22 protein-coding genes and 3 pseudogenes are annotated in these 21,864 nt (G+C 70.8%); 11 read left to right on the forward strand and 14 right to left on the reverse strand.

What is annotated here, in order from left to right; genetic code table 11:
• The first annotated feature begins 7 nt into the window (after positions 1-7).
• The 5 genes from ACZ4SA_RS16785 to ACZ4SA_RS16805 are packed head-to-tail and all read left to right on the forward strand — an operon-like array spanning position 8 to position 3,637.
• Positions 8-307, forward strand: a complete 300-nt coding sequence (locus ACZ4SA_RS16785; RefSeq protein ID WP_468274832.1) for a WXG100 family type VII secretion target — start codon at positions 8-10, stop codon at positions 305-307.
• Positions 307-2,055, forward strand: a complete 1,749-nt coding sequence (locus ACZ4SA_RS16790; RefSeq protein WP_468274835.1) for an RNase A-like domain-containing protein — start codon at positions 307-309, stop codon at positions 2,053-2,055. The genes ACZ4SA_RS16785 and ACZ4SA_RS16790 overlap by 1 nt, the downstream gene beginning before the upstream one ends.
• A 19-nt stretch (positions 2,056-2,074) precedes the next feature.
• Positions 2,075-2,641: a hypothetical protein gene (locus tag ACZ4SA_RS16795; RefSeq protein ID WP_468274837.1), complete on the forward strand. Its 567-nt coding sequence runs from the start codon at positions 2,075-2,077 to the stop codon at positions 2,639-2,641.
• A gap of 39 nt (positions 2,642-2,680) precedes the next feature.
• Positions 2,681-2,980, forward strand: coding sequence for an RNase A-like domain-containing protein (locus ACZ4SA_RS16800; protein ID WP_468274840.1), 300 nt, complete (start codon positions 2,681-2,683; stop codon positions 2,978-2,980).
• 12 nt (positions 2,981-2,992) lie between these two features.
• Positions 2,993-3,637, forward strand: a complete 645-nt coding sequence (locus tag ACZ4SA_RS16805; RefSeq protein ID WP_468274842.1) for a contact-dependent growth inhibition system immunity protein — start codon at positions 2,993-2,995, stop codon at positions 3,635-3,637.
• Positions 3,638-3,666: 29 nt separating this feature from the next.
• Here the strand turns inward: ACZ4SA_RS16805 and ACZ4SA_RS16810 are convergent, their stop codons facing one another.
• The 7 genes from ACZ4SA_RS16810 to tsaB all read right to left on the reverse strand — a co-directional run bounded on the left by ACZ4SA_RS16810 (position 3,667) and on the right by tsaB (position 8,597).
• Positions 3,667-4,329, reverse strand: coding sequence for a hypothetical protein (locus tag ACZ4SA_RS16810; protein ID WP_468274844.1), 663 nt, complete (start codon positions 4,327-4,329; stop codon positions 3,667-3,669).
• A gap of 9 nt (positions 4,330-4,338) precedes the next feature.
• On the reverse strand, positions 4,339-5,589 hold the full coding sequence (locus ACZ4SA_RS16815) for an RNA polymerase sigma factor (protein WP_468274846.1): 1,251 nt from the start codon (positions 5,587-5,589) through the stop codon (positions 4,339-4,341).
• A 45-nt stretch (positions 5,590-5,634) separates the two neighbouring features.
• On the reverse strand, positions 5,635-5,991 hold the full coding sequence (locus tag ACZ4SA_RS16820) for a YciI family protein (protein WP_468274848.1): 357 nt from the start codon (positions 5,989-5,991) through the stop codon (positions 5,635-5,637).
• Between the two features lie 107 nt (positions 5,992-6,098).
• Positions 6,099-6,356: a hypothetical protein gene (locus ACZ4SA_RS16825; protein WP_468274850.1), complete on the reverse strand. Its 258-nt coding sequence runs from the start codon at positions 6,354-6,356 to the stop codon at positions 6,099-6,101.
• Complete coding sequence (gene tsaD / locus ACZ4SA_RS16830) at positions 6,353-7,468, reverse strand: tRNA (adenosine(37)-N6)-threonylcarbamoyltransferase complex transferase subunit TsaD (protein WP_468274852.1); 1,116 nt, start codon at positions 7,466-7,468, stop codon at positions 6,353-6,355. Before tsaD ends, ACZ4SA_RS16825 begins: the two co-directional genes overlap by 4 nt.
• On the reverse strand, positions 7,468-7,923 hold the full coding sequence (gene rimI / locus ACZ4SA_RS16835) for a ribosomal protein S18-alanine N-acetyltransferase (protein ID WP_468274889.1): 456 nt from the start codon (positions 7,921-7,923) through the stop codon (positions 7,468-7,470). The genes tsaD and rimI overlap by 1 nt, the downstream gene beginning before the upstream one ends.
• Positions 7,924-7,943: 20 nt before the next feature.
• Complete coding sequence (gene tsaB, locus ACZ4SA_RS16840; RefSeq protein ID WP_468274855.1) at positions 7,944-8,597, reverse strand: tRNA (adenosine(37)-N6)-threonylcarbamoyltransferase complex dimerization subunit type 1 TsaB; 654 nt, start codon at positions 8,595-8,597, stop codon at positions 7,944-7,946.
• Between the two features lie 150 nt (positions 8,598-8,747).
• Between tsaB and ACZ4SA_RS16845 the strand changes: the two genes are divergently transcribed.
• Complete coding sequence (locus tag ACZ4SA_RS16845) at positions 8,748-9,311, forward strand: hypothetical protein (protein WP_468274857.1); 564 nt, start codon at positions 8,748-8,750, stop codon at positions 9,309-9,311.
• A gap of 693 nt (positions 9,312-10,004) precedes the next feature.
• Here the strand turns inward: ACZ4SA_RS16845 and tsaE are convergent.
• From tsaE to ACZ4SA_RS16880, 7 genes are all read right to left on the reverse strand, one after another.
• Complete coding sequence (gene tsaE, locus ACZ4SA_RS16850) at positions 10,005-10,532, reverse strand: tRNA (adenosine(37)-N6)-threonylcarbamoyltransferase complex ATPase subunit type 1 TsaE (protein ID WP_468274859.1); 528 nt, start codon at positions 10,530-10,532, stop codon at positions 10,005-10,007.
• Positions 10,504-11,745: an alpha/beta fold hydrolase gene (locus ACZ4SA_RS16855; protein ID WP_468274862.1), complete on the reverse strand. Its 1,242-nt coding sequence runs from the start codon at positions 11,743-11,745 to the stop codon at positions 10,504-10,506. Before ACZ4SA_RS16855 ends, tsaE begins: the two co-directional genes overlap by 29 nt.
• Before the next feature lie 12 nt (positions 11,746-11,757).
• Positions 11,758-12,978 carry an alanine racemase gene (gene alr / locus ACZ4SA_RS16860; RefSeq protein ID WP_468274864.1) on the reverse strand — a complete coding sequence of 407 codons (1,221 nt, stop codon included), beginning with the start codon at positions 12,976-12,978 and terminating at the stop codon, positions 11,758-11,760.
• 142 nt (positions 12,979-13,120) lie between these two features.
• Complete coding sequence (locus tag ACZ4SA_RS16865; RefSeq protein ID WP_468274867.1) at positions 13,121-14,563, reverse strand: NAD(P)H-hydrate dehydratase; 1,443 nt, start codon at positions 14,561-14,563, stop codon at positions 13,121-13,123.
• A gap of 291 nt (positions 14,564-14,854) precedes the next feature.
• Complete coding sequence (locus ACZ4SA_RS16870; RefSeq protein ID WP_468274870.1) at positions 14,855-15,223, reverse strand: holo-ACP synthase; 369 nt, start codon at positions 15,221-15,223, stop codon at positions 14,855-14,857.
• Between the two features lie 4 nt (positions 15,224-15,227).
• Entirely contained in the window at positions 15,228-17,075 is a 1,848-nt protein-coding gene (gene glmS / locus ACZ4SA_RS16875; protein WP_468274872.1) for a glutamine--fructose-6-phosphate transaminase (isomerizing), read from the reverse strand.
• A 55-nt stretch (positions 17,076-17,130) separates the two neighbouring features.
• On the reverse strand, positions 17,131-17,892 hold the full coding sequence (locus tag ACZ4SA_RS16880) for a hypothetical protein (RefSeq protein ID WP_468274875.1): 762 nt from the start codon (positions 17,890-17,892) through the stop codon (positions 17,131-17,133).
• A gap of 386 nt (positions 17,893-18,278) precedes the next feature.
• Between ACZ4SA_RS16880 and ACZ4SA_RS16885 the strand changes: the two are divergent.
• The 5 genes and pseudogenes from ACZ4SA_RS16885 to ACZ4SA_RS16905 form a co-directional block, all read left to right on the forward strand.
• Positions 18,279-18,380 (forward strand): annotated as a pseudogene (locus tag ACZ4SA_RS16885) (IS5/IS1182 family transposase); the annotation flags it as partial.
• Positions 18,381-18,408: 28 nt separating this feature from the next.
• Positions 18,409-18,621 (forward strand): annotated as a pseudogene (locus ACZ4SA_RS16890) (IS256 family transposase); the annotation flags it as partial.
• Positions 18,622-19,088: 467 nt separating this feature from the next.
• Entirely contained in the window at positions 19,089-21,308 is a 2,220-nt protein-coding gene (locus ACZ4SA_RS16895) for an MMPL family transporter (RefSeq protein ID WP_468274878.1), read from the forward strand.
• A 55-nt stretch (positions 21,309-21,363) separates the two neighbouring features.
• A pseudogene (locus ACZ4SA_RS16900) lies at positions 21,364-21,561 on the forward strand (IS256 family transposase); the annotation flags it as partial.
• The gene (locus ACZ4SA_RS16905) at positions 21,551-21,772 is read left to right on the forward strand and encodes a hypothetical protein (protein WP_468274880.1); all 222 of its coding nucleotides are present in this window, start codon (positions 21,551-21,553) and stop codon (positions 21,770-21,772) included. The pseudogene ACZ4SA_RS16900 and the gene ACZ4SA_RS16905, both read left to right, overlap by 11 nt.
• Positions 21,773-21,864 lie beyond the last annotated feature (92 nt).

Genomic DNA, 21,864 nt, shown 5'->3' on the forward strand with positions numbered 1-21,864 from the left:
CACAGACATGGCCGACGACTACATAGGCGTCAGCTTCAGCACACTGCGCGAAGCGGCCGTCGAACTCGGGGACATCCTCAAACAGCTCAACCTGCGCCTTGAAGACCTCTACACCCGCACGGAGAAAGTCGTCCTCACATGGAAGGGGGACGCCCGCGACGCGTTCGTCGAGGAACTGGACCAGTGGGACAAGCAGATGCAGGACCTGGAGGCCGCCCAGGCCTGGCTGCATGAGGTGATCACCACAGGCCACGCAAACTACGCAGAGGCCCACAGGGCCGTGCAGCGGGGCTGGGGAGGGGCCTGATGGCCACGCCACCGCCTTCGCAGAACGGCACCATCGACGTCAAACCCTCGGACCTGCATCGCGTCTCCCAAGGTTTCGCCAGTCAGCAGCCGATGTACAACCAGGCTGCCAAGAATCTGCTCACGGAGCTGCAGAAGCATCCCGACGCCGGGGGTTACGGGACCGCCGCACAGGCATTCGCCTCTGCGTACGTCAAGGTCGGCAACCGGTTCCTCGAGGTCTGGGCCCGGAGCGTGGTCAGCATCGGCGGTGCCGCCGCCGGGTTCACGGCCACGGCCAACAACTACTCCAAGGCCGAAGCAGCGGCCGACCCCACCGGCAAGAAGAAGCCGGTGGTCCAGCCTCCTCCCCAGGTGATCGACAAGGTTCCCTCCTACGGGAGCGTCCCGAATCTGAAGTGGGGTGACGACGACGGCGGGGACGGCTGGCTGCGCAGCATCCTGGAGTGCATTCCCGAGGTCCTTCGCGATGCCTTCCGCCCCGTCCTCAAACACGCCTTCCGCTGGGGCAAGGTCGCGGACGTCTACCCGTATCCGCATCAGCACTACCTGAACGACCTGTCCAAGGCCTGGCGGGACACGACCATCGCGCTCGGAACCGCCGAGGGCACCCTGACCGGGCTGGTCAGCAGCATCACCCAGCAGACCAACAGCGAGTGGCACGACGCGATGCGGCAGTTCTGCAGCTCGCTGTGGGGTACGTCGGCATGGGGCAAGTCCAGGGCCGGATACGAGTGGAAGCACCACAGCGCCTCCTCCGCCGGCGCGACCCACCCGGTGATGACGGTCCTTTTCGACACGGCCAAAAAGGTCAGCGATCTGCTGTACGAGTTCGCGGAAGCCGCCGTGGACCTCAACGGCAAGGTCTGGGACATCTACATGGAGGCCGTACGCGAGGCGGTCGGCAAGATCGACCTGAGCGACGGCGTCGACGCGGAGGATGTCAAGGAGGGCGCCAAGGCAGTCGGACGTTTCGTCAAGGGGCTGGTGAAGGGTGCCGCCGAGCTCAGCATCGAGATAACACTGAACATCGACACGGCGGCGATCAACCGCGTCGTCGAGGCCTACAACACACGCGTGAACGGGCTGGTCCCCCGGTTGGACGCCTTGATGGAACCGCTGGACGAAGCACACCGCTCCGCACCGACCTTCAAAGCGGAGGACGCACGGGCCCAGGCGTTCGGTATGCGAGCCCTCAACGAGTTCAAGCCCCAGACGAAGTGGGGTGATCCCGTGGACGTCCAGAACGGGGTGTACAGGATCGACCTCGCCTCGCACGAGTGGCTGAACGGGGGGCACAGCCTCGACAAGCACGTCGGCAAGACCGATGAGCAACTGGCCCAGCGGCTGCGTGACCAGGCGGACCCGGCCACCGCCACCTGGCAGCACGGCAAGCCCAAAATCCGCGCGTCGTCCAGCTTCACCGACATGGACTCGGCCCAGAAGTGGACGCAGTACAACATCGACAAGAACTCTCCGGAGATCCGGGCATGGCTCACCGGACCTCCACCGCCTGCCGAAGGCTCCAAGGAAAGCTTCGAGAGCAAGGTGCCGAACGGGGAGCACAGTGGCCGCAGCGTCGGCAAGAACACACTGCTCGGTGACCCCGACACGAGTTTCAAGGACCACGGCATGGCGGCCAAGGCGGTTCCCGTCGAGTACGTCAACACGGTCCTGAAGTACGATTCGCGGCTCACTCCGCCGTTCGTCGTGCTCACGAGCATGCCGGCCGACAAGCCCAAGAACTGACAGGGAACCTGGACGGAAGATGACAGCCGTACAACAGCCCGAGTGGGAAGCAGCCGCCCTCCGGCTCTTCGAGGACAAGTACTCGCTCGTGGCCTCCGGTCCCCGTACCCGCCGGACCTGGGCCGAGGACGCTGTCGCGCTCATGAGGCGAGAGGTGACGGACCCACGTGGCTGGCAGGTCCTCGACTGGGACCTGAACGGGGACGAGATCGCGCAGCACGGCCCGGCGTTCCCGTTCGAAGTCCCGCTGCCGGAGCTGCTGGAGGAACGTCTGCATCCCGTGGACGCACAGACCGCTGCGCTGCAGTTGGTGGCCATGACCGACGACTGGTGCAGCATCCGCAATGCCCCCGGATACCCCGAGGAACGGCAACGCCTGTTGGCCGACGCGGAGACCGTGCTCGCCAGGTACGGTCCCCAGGCCGACTACTGGACCAACATCACGGATGCCCGCACCACGCGGAGCCCGGACCTGACGGCCAAGGCTCCCGGCTGGATGCCGCTGACCGGCTACACCGCCGACTACGGTCTCGTCGTGGTCGGTCCAGACGAAATCGGCCTCCTGTGGTCGTTCAACCCCGTATGAGTACGCCCGTCCGCACGACCCACACCAAGGCGATTCCCCATGCGAACCCGCAGTGCCACCTACCCCGACCGGGAGACCGCCCAGTGGGCGACCCAGCAGGTCGTCACGGCCAATGAGCAGGCCGTCCACCGCTGGCTCGCCCAGTCCACCCGGCAGCGCCTGACCATCGAGGCCGCCTGGCCGTCACGGCCCGAGCCGGTCGGGCGCGTCCTGCTCCAGGCGATGATGCTCGCCGGCCGCGAGCCCGTCGATGTGCGCGCAGCCCGGGTGATCCTCAAGCGGGACGAGACGAGCCCGCACGGCTTCACAGTCCACGCCACCTTCCCGATCTACCTCTAGAGGCAGCACCTCGTGTCTTTGAAGCCGCGCGAACACGACCGCAAGTACGGCGAGCTGGACCACGTCATCCGCGCCCACCTCGGCCGCACCGCCGACGACGACGAGCCCCTGACCGCCTACCTCCGGCACACCTGGCGCACCCGCCCCTGGGCCATCCCGATCGCCGAGGAACAACTGCGCACCTACGCGGACAACCCACCCGGCCGACTCCGGCTACGCCTCGGCGAGTTCTACCCCGTACCCGACGTGGGCCTGCCGGACTCCGAGATCCAGGCCTGGCTCCTCCGCCTCGCCGACCGTCTCAAGGAGAGCGTGGACACCGGCCAGGCCCCGCCCCCGGCCACCCCCCAGACGCACTGGGAGTGGCACGCCCGCTTTCCCGAACTCGCCCAGCTCCTCGGCGGCTGGTTCTCCCAGGACATGCCGGACGAATTCGAGGACCACCACGCCGCACTCGACGACTACCTGGACACCACCGACAACGGCCTGATCGCCCAACTCACCGGCGAGCTCCATGACCTGCTCACCCTGCCCCTCGACGAATCCGACTACGCAATCGCCGTCGCCGAGCTCGGCATGGAAGTCGACCCCCCGCAGCCGTACACACCCGGCGCCTGGCTCACAGAACTCGCCGAACGACTGCGTACGCGCGGTTGACGCCCTCTGGTCGACGGTATCCGAGCGTGTCAGCGACGCGCCCCGCCCGGCCCCTCTGCGCCGGTCGGCGTCCTCGGCACCAGCCGGATCGCCCACCGGTAGTGGCTCACCGCCTTCGCGATGCCGAGCAGGCCGGTGAGCCACAGGATCAGGCCCAGGCCCATCAGCAGGACGACCCCTCCCAGGGTGTCCTCGCCCGGCCTTGCGCCGGCCGGGACGGTGAAGGAGATCCACAGGCCGAGGGCGCACAGCAGGAACGACGGCAGGAACCAGACCAGACTCAGGGCTGGTGCGCCGTAGCGGGTGTCCCTCGCCGGGTCGCGGGCCAGGGCGCTCCACTGCCGCAGCCGGTCGCGTACCACCGCGTCGCGGGCGATGCCGAGGCCGATCACGATGCCCGTCGGCACCATGCAGCCGAAGCCGACTGCGCCGGTGATCGCGCCGAAGAGGCTGCCGAGGATGTCCGTCCCGTCCGGGGTATCGGTGAAGATCCGCAGCGCCGATCCGAACAACGACCATCCGATCGCGAAGCCCGCCGCCGTCAGCCAGAGCAGCAGCAGTCGCTTCGGGTCGGTGCTCAGCCGGTGGAGCTCCCTCATGGCCTGTGCACGGTCGGCGAGCAGGGCCTCCTCGTCGGTCCAGGCCCGTATTTCGGCAGGCGGAGGCGGGGGCGGAAGAGCACTGCGGGGCATGGCGACAGGCTACCGGGCGGTGTCCGCCGCACGCGCCAGCAGCAGTTCCCGCTCTCTGGCGTTACGGGTCAGGGAGGCGGCTCGCTCGAACTCGGCCCGTGCCTCTTCCGTACGCCCCAGCCGGGCCAGCAGGTCGCCGCGTACGCTCGGCAGCAAGTGGTATTCCTTCAGGGCCGGTTCGTCGGCGAGCGCGTCGACCAGCGCCAGGCCGGCCTCCGGGCCCTCGGCCATCGAGACGGCGACCGCGCGGTTCAGCTCCACGACCGGCGACGGGTTCAGGGCCGCCAACTGCCCGTACAGCGCGGCGATCACCGCCCAGTCCGTGTCCTCGTACCGCACCGCCCGCGCGTGGGAGGCGGTGATCGCGGCCTGCAGCGCGTACGGGCCGTACGGGCCGCCGCCCGCGCGGTGCAGTGCCTCGATGCCACGGCGGATCAGCAGCCGGTTCCACTTGGTGCGGTTCTGTTCGGCGAGCAGCACGGGCTCCCCGGCCGGTCCCGTGCGGGCCGGGATGCGGGACGCCTGGAGCTCCAGGAGGGCGTTCAGGCCGTGCACTTCGGGTTCGTCCGGCATCAGGGCGGCAAGGACCCGGGACAGTCGCAACGCGTCCTCGCAGAGCGCCGGGCGTACCAGGTCGTCGCCCGCGGTGGCCGAGTAACCCTCGTTGAAGATCAGGTAGATGACTTCGAGCACCGAGCCGAGTCGCGCGGCACGGTCGGCGCCGTACGGGACCTCGAAGGGGACGTCCGCCTTCGCCAGCGACCGCTTCGCGCGGACGATCCGCTGCGCGACCGTCGGCTCCGCGGCCAGGAAGGCGCGGGCGATCTCCTCGGTGGTCAGGCCGCCGAGGAGTTTCAGGGTCAGGGCGATCCGCGCATCCGTGGACAGCACCGGATGGCAGGCGGTGAAGATCAGCCGCAGCAGGTCGTCGTCGATGTCCTCGGGGTCCGACGGTTCGGCCGGCGGCCCGACGTCCTCCAGGGCGCGCCCCACCTCCGCCAGCTTGCGCGCATACGTCTCCTTGCGGCGTACGAGATCGATCGCACGGTGCTTGGCGGTGGCCATGAGCCAGGCCCCCGGCCTGTCCGGGACGCCCGACTCCGGCCACTGCTCCAGCGCGGCGACCAGAGCGTCCTGCGCGAGCTCCTCGGCGATGCCCACGTCCCGCACTGTGCGGGCGACACCGGCGATGATCCGCGCGGACTCGATCCTGAACACCGCTTCGACCGCTGCGGTCGTTCCTGCTGACGTCACGGCCACCCATCAGAGCAGCCGCGACGGAACCCGGGCAAGCGCGGCAGGCGCTCAGCCCTCTTCGATCTCGCGGACCTCGCAGGTGATCGTCCACCCTTCCGGGTGGATCTCGAGGAAGCGCTTGGCCCACTCCAGGGCTTCGGCCTTGTCCTTGCACTGCGTGATGGAGTAGCCGCCGATGACTTCCTTGGTCTCGGTGAAGGGCCCGTCGGTGTAGGAGATCTTGCCGTCGGACCAGGTCACGCGCGTGCCCTCGGAGGTCGGCCGGAGGCCGGCGGTGTCCAGCATGACGCCGGCCTTGGTGATCTCCTCGAGCAGCTTCCCCATCCGCTCGCCGAGGTCCTGCGGGAAGTCGCTCTCCGAGATCTGGTTCTCCTCGATGCGGATCATCGAAAGAAAGCGCGGCATGGTGACTCCTCGTGTCGTGAGGACGGGGCCGTTCCCCGCCTCTCACCCGTGCGTCGAACGGAAGCCGACCGGATCGACATACGCGCGGAAGTTCTTCGCCGGATTTCTCAGCCCAGCGACTCGAACCGCCAGCGGTGCACCGGGCGGGTGATCAGATCGGCGGCCGGCTCGGGCAGCTCGGGGAGGTCCGCATCCGTGTTCGGCGCCTCCCACCAGGTGATGACGAGCACCCGCTCCCCCGCCGCCCGGAACGTCTCACGGCGCAGGGGCTCGCGCGCCAGTTCCCGGGTGCGGGCCCACTCCAGCAGTTCCGCGCCGCGGTCCTGGACTGCGCGGGCCTCCCACATCAGCGCGAAGACGCTCATGAGTAGAGGTTCTCCTTGCTGACCTCGTGCACATGGTCGTGGCCGTGGTGGTGGCCATGGCCGTGCGCGCTGCCCGGCACGTGTGTGTCGGTCACCGGAAGCGACGAGTCCGCCGACAGCTCCCAGTCGGAGGCCGACCGGTTGCGGGCGACCATCTCCGCGCCCAGCGCCGCCACCATCGCGCCGTTGTCGGTGCACAGCTTCGGCCGCGGTACGCGCAGCCGGATACCGGCCCGCTCGCACCGCTCCTCCGCGAGGGCACGGAGCCGGGAGTTGGCTGCGACACCGCCGCCGATCATCAGGTGGTCGACGCCCTCGTCCTTGCAGGCGCGCACCGCCTTGCGCGTCAGCACGTCGACGACCGCCTCCTGGAAGGAGGCCGCCACGTCCCGTACGGGCACCTCCTCGCCGGCGGCGCGCTTCGCCTCGATCCAGCGCGCCACGGCCGTCTTCAGGCCGGAGAACGAGAAGTCGTACGCCGGGTCCTTCGAACCGCTCAGCCCGCGCGGGAACGCGATCGCCGCCGGATCGCCCTCCTTGGCGAGGCGGTCGATGACCGGACCACCCGGGAAGCCCAGGTCCAGGACGCGCGCGATCTTGTCGAAGGCCTCGCCCGCCGCGTCGTCGATGGTGGCGCCCATGGGCCGCACGTCGGCGGTGATGTCGGGCGCGAGCAGCAACGAGGAGTGGCCGCCGGAGACGAGCAGCGCCATCGTCGGCTCGGGCAGCGGGCCGTGCTCGAGCTGGTCGACGCAGATGTGGGAGGCGAGGTGGTTGACCCCGTACAGCGGCTTGTTCAGGGCGTACGCGTAGGCCTTCGCCGCCGAGACGCCGACCAGCAGTGCGCCCGCGAGGCCCGGCCCGGCGGTGACCGCGATGCCGTCGAGGTCGCGGGCGCTCACGCCTGCCTCCTTCAGCGCGCGTTCGATGGTCGGCACCATCGCCTCCAGGTGCGCGCGGGAGGCGATCTCGGGCACCACGCCGCCGAAGCGGGCGTGGGTGTCGACGCTGGAGGCGATCGCGTCGGCGAGCAGGGTAGTACCGCGGACGATGCCGACGCCGGTCTCGTCGCAGGAGGTCTCGATGCCGAGTACGAGCGGTTCGTCAGCCATCAGTTGGTCTCTGTTCCTTGTACGGTCAGTCGCATGACGAGGGCGTCGATGTTGCCCGGCTGGTAGTAGCCGCGGCGGAATCCGATGGGCTCGAAGCCGAAGCGCTCGTACAGCTTCTGGGCCCTGACGTTGTCCACGCGCACCTCGAGGAGCACCTCGTCGCACTCGAAGGCGGTGGCGTGCTGCAGCAGGTCGGTCAGCAGCCGGGAGCCGAGGCCGGTCCCCCACTGGCTGCGGTCGACGGCGATGGTCTGTACGTCGCCGAGTCCGCCGGCCGCCGCCAGCCCCGCGTAGCCGACGATCTTCCCGTCGGCCTCCGCGACCACATAGCGGCGGGTGGCCTGCGGGCCCCGGGAGTGCGCGAGTTCCGACCAGAACATGCCGGGAGACCAGGCGTCCTCGGGAAACAGCTCGTGCTCGAGCTCCAGCGCCGGCTCCAGGTCCCACCAGCGCATCTCACGCAGGTCGGCGGCGCTCACTTCGGGGTGACCACCTTGTAGTTCTTGGGGACCTGGGCGTCGGGGCGGCGCAGATACAGCGGCTGCGGGGGCAGGAACTCCTCGCCGGCCTCGAGCTTTTCCGCGGCCAGCGCGGCGAGCGCGGCGGCGGAGACATGCTCGGGGCCGCGGGCGTCGGGAAACGTCTGCGGGTACAGCAACGCACCGGCCCCGACCGCCGGCAGGCCGGCGACCTGCTCGGCGATGTCGTCCGGTCGGTCGACGGCCGCATCGGTCAGGCGCGTACGGGCGCCCTCGTACCGCGCCCAGTAGACCTCCTTGCGGCGAGCGTCGGTCGCCACCACGAAGGGCTCGTCGAGCCCGGCGGCGTACGCGAGCCCGTCCAGGGTGCACACGCCGTGGACCGGGACGCCGAGCGCCGACGCGAAGGTCGCGGCCGTGACCAGCCCGACCCTCAGGCCCGTGTACGGCCCCGGGCCCACGCCGACGACGACGCCGGTGACGGCGTCGAGCTTCACACCGGCCTCCGCGAGCACGTGGTCGACGGCAGGCAGCAACAGCTCCCCGTGACGGCGCGCGTCCACGCGGCTGGACTCGGCGACGACGGACGAACCGTCGTGCAGGGCAGCGGTGACGGCGGGGGTTGCGGTATCCATGGCGAGCAAGAGCACGCAAACAGCCTACGGCTCCGGCGAGGGCGCCACGGCTGCCCCGTCGAACGAAGCGGCGGTGCTAACGTCACCACGATAAGCAGATCGCCTGTGATCGAAAGCGATCACAGGCACTCACAGGCAATCGCAGGTGTCCGAGAGGTGAGCAGGGTGGCACGGAGCAGCTCGGGACTCGTGGCCGGGCTCACGGCGGCCGCGTTGGCCGTCGTCGGTTTCCTCGCCTACCAGGCGTCGGCGAACGTCCCCGAGAACCTCGACCCTGCCAAGCGGCCGAGCGCCGCTCCTTCGGCGGCTGCCCCGGGCGCCACCGCCTCGACCAAGCCGAAGGACCCGCTGGCGCTCCCGGCGGACTCGGGCACCGGTCTGCGCGTCGTGTACGCACTCGGTGACCGGCGGGTGTGGCTGGTGGACGCGAACGAGAAGGTGCAGCGCACCTTCGAGGTCATGCCGTCCACGGTCAGCCCGAAGCCGGGCTCCTACACCGTGACCTCGCGGTCGGGCAGCGTGTCCGGCTCCGACGGGGTGCCGATCGAGCACGTGGTGCGGTTCGCGACCGTCGACGAGGTGTCGGTCGGCTTCAGTGCGGCGGTCGACGGCTCCATGGCCAGCCCGGACCCGGCGAAGAAGACGGGCGGCGTGCGGATGAAGCGGGCTGACGGGGACGCGGTGTGGGTGTTCGCGACGGTCGGCTCGAAGGTGGTCGTGGTCCCATAGGGCCCTACCCGTACGGGTGCTTGCGTACGACCGCGTGCGAACGAACCGAGCCGCTCAGGCGGCGTCGCGGTGCTGCGTGGGCCGTCCGGTCTCACGGGGCGCGCGGGGCACTTGGCGGGGCGGCGTGGACACCGCGCTGGCCGCGGCGCAGGACGCCAGCAGCTCCCGCATCGACAAGGCCGTCGGCAGCGGCGCCGCCGCGGCAGGCTCGGACGGCTGCTGACTCGACTGTGCTTCGCGCTCCGATGCCGACATGGACGCCTCCTGGGGCTCCGGGGGCAGGCGAGGTTAGGTAGACCTAACCAGGTCTCGGTACCATGTCATCACGCGAGGCGCAGCGGACGCAACATTTTCCCGACGTCTTGTCGGAACGTACGGCGATTCTCCCCCGTCCTGCCCATCCCGAACCGGGGCACAGCCCCCGGCCCGCGCCTCGCAGGCCCGCACGGCCTGGCGGCCGTGGGGGGTTCGACCGCTGCGACCGTCGCTGCCGCTGCGCGCAACCGGGCCGCTGCGCAGTCCCGGCCCCGTCCGGCAACCAGGACGCAGCCAACGACCGAGGCGCCCACCTGTCCGCCCGACAACCGCGACACCCACCGAGCCCGGCCGACGCCCGTCCAGCCTCACCGCCGATTGAGCCGCGGGGTCCGGAGCAGAGCCCCGCAACACGGCCCAGCGGCGCCCGAACCGGCCCTACGCTCCCGCCACCGCCAAGTCCACGTCCGCCCACCGCGCTCCGTACCCCGCGAGGGTCACCGTGCGGCGGTCGTCGTCGGTGTCGCCGACGACGCGGTCGAGGACCACGTGCAGGCGGTCCTCCGAGAGGTCCTCGACCTTGCCGTCGCCCCACTCCACGACCACCACCGACGTCGGCAGCGACACATCGAGGTCGAGGTCTTCCATCTCGTCGAGCCCGCCGCCCAGCCGGTAGGCGTCCACGTGCACCAGTGCCGGACCGCCCGTCAGGGACGGGTGGACACGGGCGATGACGAACGTCGGGGACGTGACGGCGCCGCGCACGCCGAGGCCTTCCCCCAGGCCGCGGGCGAGCGTCGTCTTGCCGGCGCCGAGCTCGCCCGTGAGCATCACCAGGTCGCCGGGGCGCAGCAGTTTCGCGAGGCTGCGCCCGAGGTTCTGCATCTCCTCGGGGGAGTCGACAGAGAGACGGATCAGGACGCGGGCGGCGGCGGTCTCAGCCGCCGGGCTGTGCGGTGCTTCCATACCGACCAACGGTAGCCGCTGGCGGCACCGCGCCGGCCCGCACCAGGAGGTCCGCCAGCCGGTCGGTGACGGCCTCCGGATGCTCGAGCATCACGAGGTGCCCGGCGTCCGGCACGATGACCAGCTCGGCCGCCGGCTCCGCCTCCCGCAGCAGATCGGCGATCGCCTCGCTGTGCGCGCTCGGCGTCACGAGGTCCTTGTCACCCGCGAGGACGAGCACGGGCAGCCCCTGGAAACTGGCGAGCGCGTCGGTCTTGTCGTGCTCGGCGAACGCCGGATAGAACTCGGCGACCACGTCGATCGGCGTCGACTCGATCATCCGCTCGGCGAACCGCGCGACCGCCGGGTCCACGTCCTTCGAGGAGAACGAGTACCGCTTGATCAGCCCCGCGAACAGGTCCGCGGTGGCGCGCCGGCCCCGTTCGACCAATTCGGCCTGCGAACCCAGCGCACGCAGCACACCCGGCAGGACGCGCCGTACGGCGTTCACTCCGGCCACCGGCAGCCCGTAGCTCACCTCGCCGAGCTTCCCGGACGACGTGCCGACGAACGCCGCCGCGACCACACGCTCCTGCACCAGCTCCGGATAGTGGGCGGCGAGCGCCATCATCGTCATGCCGCCCATGGAGTGGCCGACCAGCACGAGCGGCCCGTCGGGTGCCGCCGCGTCGATGACCGCCTTCAGGTCGCGGCCCAACTGGTCGATGGAGACCGCTGCGCCGCCGGCAGCGGCCGCGGCGCTCCGGCCGGACCGGCCGTGGCTGCGCTGGTCCCAGTGGACGGTCCGTACCAGGCCACGCAGCGCCGCGCGCTGGAAGTGCCACGAGTCCTGGCTGAGGCAGTAGCCATGGCTGAAGACGACGGTCACCGGAGCCGGGGACTTGCGCCCGAACAGCCTGCGGCGGCGCGGCGCGGCGACGTCCGGGTCGGTCTCGTCCACCTCGTAGTAGAGCGTCGTGCCGTCGTCGGCGGGTGCCTTGCCCGGGATGCCACGCAGGGCGCCGTACGGCCCGGACGCGTCGAGCGCCAGCCGTGCCTTCTTCCGCATGCCGCGGCCGACGGTGAGCCGCTCGAGCGCTACGCCCGCGGCGGCGCCCGCCGCGACCACGCCTATCGCCGCACCGGCGACGCTCGCGCGGCGCCAGTTGCCCGTGGCCTCGGCCACGACCACCGCGGCGGCCTCCGCCGCGTCCCCCGTGCTGGTCTCGCTCACCGTGCCGCTCTCCTACTCGTGGAAGTTCTCGGGGTCCTGGTCCTCGCTCACGTCCTCGTTCACGCGTTCGTTCACGTCCTCGTTCACGTAGACGCGTGGAACCCGGGTTCCGATGCGCGTGACGATCTCGTACGCGATGGTGCCGGCCGCCTGCGCCCAGTCCTCCGCGCTCGGCTCGCCCCGGTCGCCCGGGCCGAACAGCACCGCTTCGGTGCCCGCAGGAACCGTCTGCCCGCCGAGATCCACGACGAACTGGTCCATCGCGACCCGCCCGGCCACCCGCCGCCACTCGCCCGCGACCAGGACCGGCCCGGTGCCCGAGGCATGGCGCGGGATGCCGTCCGCGTATCCGACGGGGATGAGTCCGAGGGTCGTCTCGTCGGGCGTGACGTAGTGGTGGCCGTAGCTGACTCCATGCCCTCCGGGGACGTGTTTGACGAGGGCCACGGAGGCGGCGAGCGTCATCACCGGACGCAGCCCGAAGTCGGCGGGGGTGCCCAGCTCGGGGCTGGGCGAGATGCCGTACATCGCGATGCCGGTCCGCACGAGGTCGAAGTGCGCTTCGGGGATCGTCAGCGTCGCCGGGGAGTTGGCCATGTGGCGGACCTCGGGCTCGATGCCCGCCTTCTCGGCGTGGTCGAGCATGTCGCGGAAGACGCCGAGCTGCGCGGCGATCGAGGGGTGCCCGGGCTCGTCGGCGCACGCGAAGTGGGACCACAGGCCGGTGACGTCCACGAGGCCGTCGTCCTCCGCCGTGCGGGCGGCCGCGACCAGCTCGGGCCAGTCTGCGGGCTGGCAGCCGTTGCGGCCGAGTCCGGTGTCGGCCTTGAGCTGGATACGGGCGGGACGGCCCGCCGCCCTGGCCGCGGCGGTGACTTCCTCGAGAGCCCACAGGCCGCTCACGGACATGTCGAGGTCCGCCTCGATGCCCTCGCGCCACGGGCCGCCGGGTGTCCACAGCCAGCACAGGATCCGGCCTTCGACACCGGCGTCGCGGAGCGTGAGCGCCTCGTGGGGGGTGGCGGTGCCGAGCCAGGTGGCTCCGGCCGCACGGGCCGCACGGGCGCAGGGCAGCATGCCGTGGCCGTACGCGTCCGACTTCACCACGGCCATCAGGGCGGCGTGCGGCGCGCGGGCGCGCAGGGTCCGCACGTTGGCGCGCAGGGCTGCGAGGTCGATCTCGGCACGGGCGCGCAGTGGTGCGGTTCGGCTGCTCGGTGCTGTGTGACTCATCGCGCCCAGTGTCTCAGAGCCGTACGGCCGGATTCGTACACCTGGCGGTCGCGTGCGTCACGGCGCGGGGTGTCGTGGATGGCGGCCCGGCACGTACGGTCCCGGTTCGTCCGCGTCACGCCGCGCCGTAGTCACGCCGACGTCACACCGCCCGGACGTCGCGCCACGCCGCCGGGAGCGCCTCCGCCACCTCGAGCGCCGTGATCGGCGCGCCCTGCGCGGCCGCGTGACGGGCCGCCAGTCCGTGCAGGTACGCGGCCGCCGAGCCCGCGTCGCGTGCGTCGAGGCCGGCGGCGAGCAGCGAACCGGCCAGGCCGGACAGCACATCGCCGCTGCCGGCCGTGGCAAGCCACGAGCTGCCCATCGGATTGACCCGGACCGGTGAGCGCTCCCCTCCGGGCGCGGCAACCAGGGTCGTCGACCCCTTGAGCAGGACCGTGGCGCCGAACCTCGACGCCAGCTCCCGCACCGAGCCGAGCCGTGCGGCCTCCACCTCCTCGCGCGCAACACCGAGCAGCGCCGCCGCCTCCCCCGCGTGCGGCGTCAGCAGCGTGGGCGCGGCCCGGTCCCGTACGGCGGCGGCGTCCAGCAGGCGCAGCCCGTCGGCGTCGACCAGTACGGGCACGTCGGACGCGAGCACCTCCCGTACCGCGTCCGCGTTCTCGCCGAGCCCCGGGCCGACGACCCAGGACTGGACCCGGCCGGCCTTCTTCGGGGGGCCTGCGTGCACGAGGCACTCCGGGAAGCGGGCGATCACCGCGTCGGCCGCCGGGCCGACGTACCGCACCGCCCCCGACCCGCCGCGCAGCGCGCCCGCGACCGAGAGGACGGCCGCGCCGGGGTAGCGCGCGGAGCCGGCGACGACGCCGACGACACCCCGCCGGTACTTGTCGCTCTCCGCGGCCGGCACCGGCAACAGCTGTGCGAGGTCCGCGTGTTGCAGCGCCTCCAGCTCGGGCACGGAGGGAAGGTGGTCCTCGAGACCGATGGGGACCAGCCGCAGCGTTCCCGTGTGCTCCTTGGCCGGGTCGACGAGCAGCCCCGGCTTGTACGTCCCGAAGGTGACGGTCGCGTCGGCGCGGAGCGCCTCGCCCCGCACCTCGCCCGTGTCCGCCTCGACGCCGCTGGGCAGGTCGACGGCGACGATCACGGCATCGGATCCGCGGGCAGCCCGCGCGACGGGGACGGCCTCCGGCCGCAGCCCGCCGTGACCGCCGATGCCGGTGATCCCGTCCAGCACCAGGTCCGCGGAGGCGAGCACCTCGAACGGGTCGTCGGCCACATGACCGCCGGCGCGGAGCAGCGCCGCGAGACCGCCGCGGTGGACGCGGTCGCGCGAGAGCGGCACGGCGACGACCCCGGCCCCGCGGCGCGCCAGCCGGGCGCCGGCGTACAGGGCGTCGCCGCCGTTGTCGCCGCTGCCGACGAGCAGCACGACCCGCGCGCCGTACACCCTCCCCAACAGTCCGGCGCAGGCTGCCGCCAGCCCTGCGGCGGCGCGCTGCATGAGCGCGCCTTCCGGCAGTCCGGCCATGAGCTGTGCCTCGGCGTGCCTCACGGTCTCCACGCTGTACGCAGTACGCATGCCCCCGAGTCTGCCGCACCCGCCCCCGAGGGGCGCGCAGTTGCGGTCCGGGGCGTCCCCCGCCCCACCGCTACGCGTCCGCGTACTGCCGGAGACGTCTCCGTCTTGCGGTCACTAGGGCGTGTTTCGAAAGTAGCGTCGTCCGCCCGCAGGGCGGGGTCCGCGGCGTCTGGTGCGTGCAATCGCAAGGCGGAGGATCATCCTCGTACTGGACGTACCTGGATGACTCCGACAACGCAGCGAGTGTGCGTGCCAGGCGTCGTGGGCCAGGCGGGACTTTCGAAACACGCCCTAGCCCTCCGCGATGACCACCGCCGATGCCACGCCCGCGTCATGACTGAGCGACACGTGCCAGGACCGCACGCCCAGTTCGGCCGCACGGGCCGCGACCGTGCCGTGCACGCGCAGCACGGGGCGGCCGGAGTCCTCCACGCACACCTCCGCGTCCGTCCACAGCAGTCCGGCAGGTGCGCCGAGCGCCTTCGCGAGTGCCTCCTTCGCGGCGAACCGCGCGGCGAGGGAGGCGTACCCCCGCTGCTCACCGCTCGGGAGCAGCAACTCCCCCTCAAGGAACAGCCGCTCGGCCATCCCCGGTGTCCGCTTCATCGCCGCGGCGAACCGGTCGATCTCGGCCACGTCGATCCCCACCCCGATGATCACGCGTTCACTCCACCGTCACGGACTTGGCCAGATTGCGGGGCTGGTCGACCTCGTTGCCGCGGGCCGTCGCCAGCTCGCAGGCGAAGACCTGCAGCGGCACGGTGGCGACCATCGGCTGGAGCAGCGTCGGTGTCGCCGGGATCCATACGAGATGGTCCGCGTACGGCACGACCGCCTCGTCGCCCTCCTCGGCGATCACGATCGTCCGTGCGCCGCGCGCACGGATCTCCTGGATGTTGGAGACGATCTTGTCGTGGAGCACCGAGCGCCCGCGCGGGGACGGCACGACGACCACCACCGGCAGGTCCTCCTCGATCAGCGCGATCGGGCCGTGCTTGAGCTCGCCCGCGGCGAACCCCTCCGCGTGCATGTACGCCAGTTCCTTGAGCTTCAGCGCACCCTCCAGAGCGACCGGGTAGCCCACATGGCGGCCCAGGAACAGCACCGTGTTCTTGTCGGCCAGCGAGCGTGCCAGCTCCCGCACCGGCTCCATCGTCGCCAGGACCCGGTCGACCTCCCCGGAGATGTGCGCCAGGTCGCGGACGACGGCCCGGATCTCGTCGGCCCATTTGGTGCCGCGGACCTGTGCCAGATACAGCGCGACCAGATAGCAGGCGACGAGCTGTGTCAGGAACGCCTTCGTCGAGGCGACCGCGACCTCCGGACCCGCGTGCGTGTAGAGCACGGCGTCCGACTCGCGCGGGATCGTCGACCCGTTCGTGTTGCAGATGGCCAGCACCCTGGCGCCCTGCTCGCGCGCGTGCCGCAGCGCCATCAGGGTGTCCATGGTCTCGCCGGACTGCGAGATCGCGATCACCAGCGTCCGCTGGTCGAGGATCGGGTCCCGGTAGCGGAACTCGCTCGCCAGCTCCACCTCGCACGGGATACGGGTCCAGTGCTCGATGGCGTACTTGGCGATCATGCCCGAGTGGAAAGCCGTACCGCAGGCGACGATGACGACCTTGTCCGCCTCACGCAACACGGACTGCGGGATGCGCACCTCGTCGAGACTCAGTGACCCCGACGCGTCGATGCGGCCGAGGAGGGTATCGGCGACAGCCTTGGGCTGTTCGGCGATCTCCTTGAGCATGAAGTAGTCATACCCCCCCTTTTCCGCCGCGGAAGCGTCCCAGTCCACGTGGTAGGACCGCACGTCCGCGGGCTCCCCGTCGAAGCCGGTGATCGTCACTCCGTCCCGGCGGAGCTCCACCACCTGGTCCTGTCCGAGCTCGATCGCGGACCGCGTGTGGGCGATGAACGCGGCCACGTCCGACGCCAGGAAGGACTCACCTGCTCCAACGCCCACCACCAGCGGCGAGTTCCGCCGCGCGCCGACGACCACGTCCGGCTCGTCCGCGTGCACGGCGACCAGCGTGAACGCGCCTTCCAGCTGCCGGCAGACCATCCGCATCGACTCCGCGAGGTCGCCGCACGAGGAGAACGACTCCACGAGCAGATGGGCGACGACCTCGGTGTCGGTCTCCGACTCCAGGTCGTGCCCCCGCTCGGCCAGCTCGGCGCGCAGCACGGCGAAGTTCTCGATGATGCCGTTGTGCACGACGGCGACGCGCCCGGCGTTGTCCAGGTGAGGGTGCGCGTTGGCGTCGGTGGGCCCGCCGTGGGTGGCCCAGCGCGTATGCCCGATGCCGGTGGAACCGCTCGGCAGCGGCCGTTCCACCAGCTCCTTCTCCAGATTGACGAGCTTGCCCGCCTTCTTCGCCGCGGCGAGCCCCCCGTCGGCGAGTACCGCGACTCCGGCCGAGTCGTAGCCGCGGTACTCGAGCCGCTTCAGCCCGGCGATGACCACATCGAGCGCCGACTGTCCGCCGACGTAACCCACGATTCCGCACATGGCGGAAGCCTACGGTTCCGAGCGCGAGCGGGCAGGTCCGCGCCCTGCGGGCAGGTCAGCCGAGCTTGGCCGCCTGGGCGTCGATGACGGCGGTGGGCAGCGGGAGAGCGCCCTCGGGAGCCACGAGGTTGAGCGAGGAGAACGACACGAAGGTGCCGCCCTTGCGCACGACCGCCAGGTTGAAGGGCAGCTTCTCGCCGTCCTGCTCGGCGGTCATCGTCCACGCCACGGCCTCGTCGCCGCCCGAAACCTCCGCCTCGGTCAGCTTCACGATCTTCTGCTCCGTGCCGGCCAGCGTCATGGTGAAGCCACCGGCGCAGGCCGTGCCCGCGGACTTCAGCGCCGAGAAGGCGTCAGCCGCGCCCTCGCCCTCGTAGGACGAGAGCGCGACCAGCGACGTGGTGATGTCGAAGGCGTCTTCGATCGTGCCGTCCTTGCCGGCCTCCTTCGCGTCGGGCTCCGCGGTGGCCCTCCGCTTCACCGTCGCAACCGGTTCGCCCATCGGCGAACCGGCGAGCGCCCGGGCCACCGGCTCGCACTCGGCCTTGCCCGTCTTGACGTCCTTGGCCGCGATGTCGTCCTGCGGCCCGGCCTTCACGATCTTGTGCGCCTCGACATCGCCCTCGGCGATCGCGGCCTTCTCCAGCTCGGCCGCGGTCAGCGCCTTGGCCGCGGGCTCGGCTGCCGCGGTCTCCTTGCCCTTGTCCTTCGTGTCCCCGTCCCCGCCCGCACCCTCGCCACCGCAGGCGGTGACCAGGAAAACCAGGGATGTCGCGGCGGCGGCCAGGGCGGTACGGCGTACAGCGGTGCTTCGCATGTTCGTTCTTCCTCGTGTGATGCGCAGCGATCCCTCCCGAGGCGGCGGTTCACACCTGGCCGACCTCGTATCGCTGCTGCTGGGACGACGATAGATCCCGGTCGGGCTCCGGTGATCACCGCGCTACCAGGCGGTACGCAATCGTGATCGTGCCATTGCGGGGCCGCCGCTCGACAGGCAAGCGACAGAAGGCAGTTGCAGGTAGTCCGCAACAGGCAGCGGCATTCGGCTTCCCACGCGTGGCGGATGGTGACTGTGGCAGGTCCCCTGGAGGTGTCCACCGGGGCGGTGGCCGGATCGGTCCGGGTGATCGGGGCGACGGGGGAGCACAGTACGAGCAGCGCGCCCGGCCGGGCATGGGCCGCGAACGTGGCTGTGTGCACTGCCTGGCCCGGGACGCGGGCATCTCCCAGGCCACCGGTTACCGCTACCTCCACGAAGGCATCGACGTCCTCGCTCAACAAGCCCCCTGTCCGTATGAGGTACTGGACCCGCTGCCGGCAGGAGGGGACGACTCACGTTGCCGTCGAGGTGAAGGCCCCGCGCGTGAACGACAAGCGCGTCGACGAAGCCACGGGCGAGCGCAAGCGGTTCTCTTCCGCGATCCTGCCGCCGTGGTGTCGCAAGTCCCCGAAGGTCAGCGAGGTGCTGCCCCTGCTCTGTCTGCACGGTTTGTCGTCCGGGGACTTCGTGCCGGCGCTGGAGCAGTTCCTCGGCTCGGCGGCCGGGCGCCGGCATCCAGCGGTTCGGTCCGGCCTCCTCCGTCACCGCATCCTCCTCTTCTGACGGGCACGCGGTGTCACCACCGACTACAGGCCAGACCCGTCCATTGACAGATCCCGTGTCCGGCGGCCGGGCCGCCATCAGGGGAGGCATCCGCGTTCACGTGGGCCCGACCTGTTTGGGGACGCTCTGGATCGTCCGCGCGGTCCCGGGGGAACGCGACGGCCGGTGACCGGCTGACAGGCACTGGTTCGGTGAGGAAACGAAATGCGGCGTACACCCATCCTCGGATCTACTCCTCAGGGGAGAGGAGCACGGATACGCACTACACACAATGCAGTACGCCGGTCCAGCCCCAGGGACGGATCAAATGAAGCAGAACCCGGGCGAGCATGAACGGGTAGCCCGGCCAGAACCCCTGCCTTCCCATCTGCCGGGTCTCGTCCTGCCCGTATCCGACGGATTGGTCCCAGGTGGCTACGTTCCTTTATCGACTCGGCCGACGCGCGTTCCGGCGCCGCGGTCTCATCGCCCTGCTGTGGGTGGCCATACTCGTGGGCGCCGGCGTTGCCGCGTCCGCCGCGCCCGCCCCTCCCGAAGACTCCTTCTCCATGCCCGGCACCGATTCTCAGAAGGCGTTCGACCTGCTCGATGAGCGTTTCCCGGCGGCCGGCGCCGAAGGCGCCACGGCGCGTGTCGTGATCCGCGCCCCCGAGGGCGGGAAGATCTCCGACCCGGCCGGCAAGGCCACGGTCGAACAGCTGGTCACCGCCCTCGGGGACGGTCCACAGGTCGCCTCGGTGGCCGACCCGTTCGAGGCGGACGCCGTCAGCGAGGACGGCACGACCGCGTACGCCTCGGTGACATACACGGTCAATGCAATGGAGTTGACCGACCATGCCCGCGAGTCGCTCACCGCGGCCACCGACGACGCGCGCAGCGGCGGGTTCACCGTCGAAACCGGCGGCGACGCGGTCATGGCCGAGCAGGAGGTGGGCGGCACCGCTGAGCTGATCGGCATCGGTGTTGCGGCCGTCGTGCTCCTGCTGACCTTCGGCTCACTCGTTGCGGCCGGCATGCCGCTGCTCTCGGCGATCACCGGTGTGGGTATCGGCATCTCCGGTATCGGAGCACTCGGCAGCACACTGGACCTGTCCGCCACGACATCCACGCTCGCCACGATGATCGGCCTGGCGGTCGCCATCGACTACGCCTTGTTCATCGTCTCGCGCTACCGAGCCGAGATCGCCGAGGGCCGCACGCCTGAGGAGGCCGCGGGACGCGCGGTCGGCACCGCCGGCTCCGCCGTGGTCTTCGCGGGACTCACCGTCATCGTGGCCCTGGCGGGCCTCGCGGTGGTCAACATTCCGATCCTCACCAAGATGGGTCTGGCCGCCGCAGCCACGGTCGGCATCGCCGTGCTGATCGCGCTTACCATGACCCCTGCGCTGCTCGGCTTCGCCGGCAAGAAGGCACTCAGTCGCAGGGACCGCAAGGCCGCCGCCGGACAGCGGACGGCGTCCGCCAAGCCGAAGCTCGGCACTCGCTGGGCCCGCTTCGTGCTGCGCCGTCCGGTGACCGTACTGGTCACCGCGGTGATCGGCCTCGGCGTCGTTGCCGTGCCGGCCACCAGCCTGGAGCTGGGCCTGCCGGACGAGGGCAGCTCGGCCCCCGACACCACCCAGCGCAAGGCCTACGACATGCTGTCCGAGTCCTTCGGTGCCGGGTTCAACGGCCCGCTGATGGTCACCGTCGACACTCGGGGTGCCGACGACGCGAAGGCCGCCGCCGCGACCGTCGGCAAGGAGATCACCGACCTGGGCGACGCCGCCGCCGTCACCCCGGCGACCTTCAACGAGCAGGGTGACACGGCCGTCCTCACCGTCGTGCCCAAGACCGGGCCGAGCGACGCGGCCACCGAGGAGCTGGTCAAGGACATCCGCGCGCTGTCCGGCGGCATCAGGGCCGAGACGGGCGCGACGATCCTGGTCACGGGCATGACCGCGATGACGATCGACTTCTCGCAGACCCTGGACGATGCGCTGATCCCGTACCTGGCCCTGGTCGTCGGCCTCGCCTTCCTGCTCCTGATGCTGGTGTTCCGCTCCGTCCTCGTCCCGCTGAAGGCGGCCCTGGGGTTCCTGCTCTCGGTGGCGGCGGCGCTCGGCGCGGTGGTCGCGGTGTTCCAGTGGGGATGGCTCGCGGACGTGTTCGGCGTGGACCAGCCGGGTCCGATCATGTCGATGATGCCCATCTTCATGATCGGCGTGGTCTTCGGCCTGGCGATGGACTACGAGGTCTTCCTCGTGACCCGCATGCGCGAGGCCTACGTCCACGGATCGTCCGCCGCCGAGTCCGTCACCACCGGCTTCACCCACGGCGGCCGCGTCGTCGGGGCAGCCGCGATCATCATGATCAGTGTCTTCTCCGGCTTCATCATGGAAAACGACAACATGATCAAGATGATGGGCTTCGGTCTCGCCATCGCGGTCCTCTTCGACGCCTTCATCGTGCGCATGGCCATCGTGCCCGCCGTGCTCGCCCTGCTGGGCACAAAGGCGTGGTGGCTGCCCACGTGGCTGGACCGCATCCTGCCGAACGTCGACGTGGAGGGCGAAAAGCTCCGCAAGGAACTCGGCGACACCGCCGAGTCCGCGGAACCTGCCCGCAAGCCCGAGACGGCCGGGGTCTGACGGACCCCTGCGAGGACGCGGCTGCTCCACGGCAGCCGCGTCCTCGCGGACGTAACTCAGCGAGGTGCTGCCGCTGCTCTGTCTCCACTGCCTGTCGTCGGGCGACTTCGTGCCCGCGATGGAACAGTTCCTGGGCTCCTCGGCCGGGCTGTCGCCGGCCACGGTGACCCGGCAGCAGTGGACCGCCGACCACGCCGAGTTCCAGCGCCGTGACCTGGCCGAATCCGACTACGTCTACGTCTGTGCACCCGGCCGTGGCCGGTGTCGTCCAGCACGGGCTGGCCACAGGAACGCAGTCCGTTCTCCAGGACGGCCAGGAAGTTCCCCGGCTCGCAGGGCGCGGCCGCCCACTCGGGCAGGGCTCCTTCGCCTCCGGCCGCCTGCTGCTCCGCCACGGCAAGCCACACGCCGAGACGGTCATCGACCTGCCTTCCCTCGGGAGCGCCGCGGCCTCGCTGAAGTGAACCGTTCCGGGTTCGGTAGAGACTCGATTCCGTGAAAGGATTGAGTCATGGCACGCCCCTCCTCCTACCCTTCTGAGCTGCGCAAACGAGCG

Source organism: Streptomyces sp. NPDC027962 (genome assembly GCF_055566095.1).

Excerpts from the sequence above, each read along its gene's own strand:
- ACZ4SA_RS16785 (WP_468274832.1), top strand. The coding sequence starts at position 8 with ATGGCCGACGACTACATAGGCGTCAGCTTCAGCACACTGCGCGAAGCG.
- ACZ4SA_RS16790 (WP_468274835.1), top strand. The coding sequence starts at position 307 with ATGGCCACGCCACCGCCTTCGCAGAACGGCACCATCGACGTCAAACCC.
- ACZ4SA_RS16795 (WP_468274837.1), top strand. The coding sequence starts at position 2,075 with ATGACAGCCGTACAACAGCCCGAGTGGGAAGCAGCCGCCCTCCGGCTC.
- ACZ4SA_RS16800 (WP_468274840.1), top strand. The coding sequence starts at position 2,681 with ATGCGAACCCGCAGTGCCACCTACCCCGACCGGGAGACCGCCCAGTGG.
- ACZ4SA_RS16810 (WP_468274844.1), bottom strand. The coding sequence starts at position 4,329 with ATGCCCCGCAGTGCTCTTCCGCCCCCGCCTCCGCCTGCCGAAATACGG.
- ACZ4SA_RS16820 (WP_468274848.1), bottom strand. The coding sequence starts at position 5,991 with ATGCCGCGCTTTCTTTCGATGATCCGCATCGAGGAGAACCAGATCTCG.
- ACZ4SA_RS16825 (WP_468274850.1), bottom strand. The coding sequence starts at position 6,356 with ATGAGCGTCTTCGCGCTGATGTGGGAGGCCCGCGCAGTCCAGGACCGC.
- tsaD (WP_468274852.1), bottom strand. The coding sequence starts at position 7,468 with ATGGCTGACGAACCGCTCGTACTCGGCATCGAGACCTCCTGCGACGAG.
- rimI (WP_468274889.1), bottom strand. The coding sequence starts at position 7,923 with ATGCGCTGGTGGGACCTGGAGCCGGCGCTGGAGCTCGAGCACGAGCTG.
- tsaE (WP_468274859.1), bottom strand. The coding sequence starts at position 10,532 with ATGGAAGCACCGCACAGCCCGGCGGCTGAGACCGCCGCCGCCCGCGTC.
- alr (WP_468274864.1), bottom strand. The coding sequence starts at position 12,978 with ATGAGTCACACAGCACCGAGCAGCCGAACCGCACCACTGCGCGCCCGT.
- ACZ4SA_RS16865 (WP_468274867.1), bottom strand. The coding sequence starts at position 14,563 with ATGCGTACTGCGTACAGCGTGGAGACCGTGAGGCACGCCGAGGCACAG.
- glmS (WP_468274872.1), bottom strand. The coding sequence starts at position 17,075 with ATGTGCGGAATCGTGGGTTACGTCGGCGGACAGTCGGCGCTCGATGTG.
- ACZ4SA_RS16880 (WP_468274875.1), bottom strand. The coding sequence starts at position 17,892 with ATGCGAAGCACCGCTGTACGCCGTACCGCCCTGGCCGCCGCCGCGACA.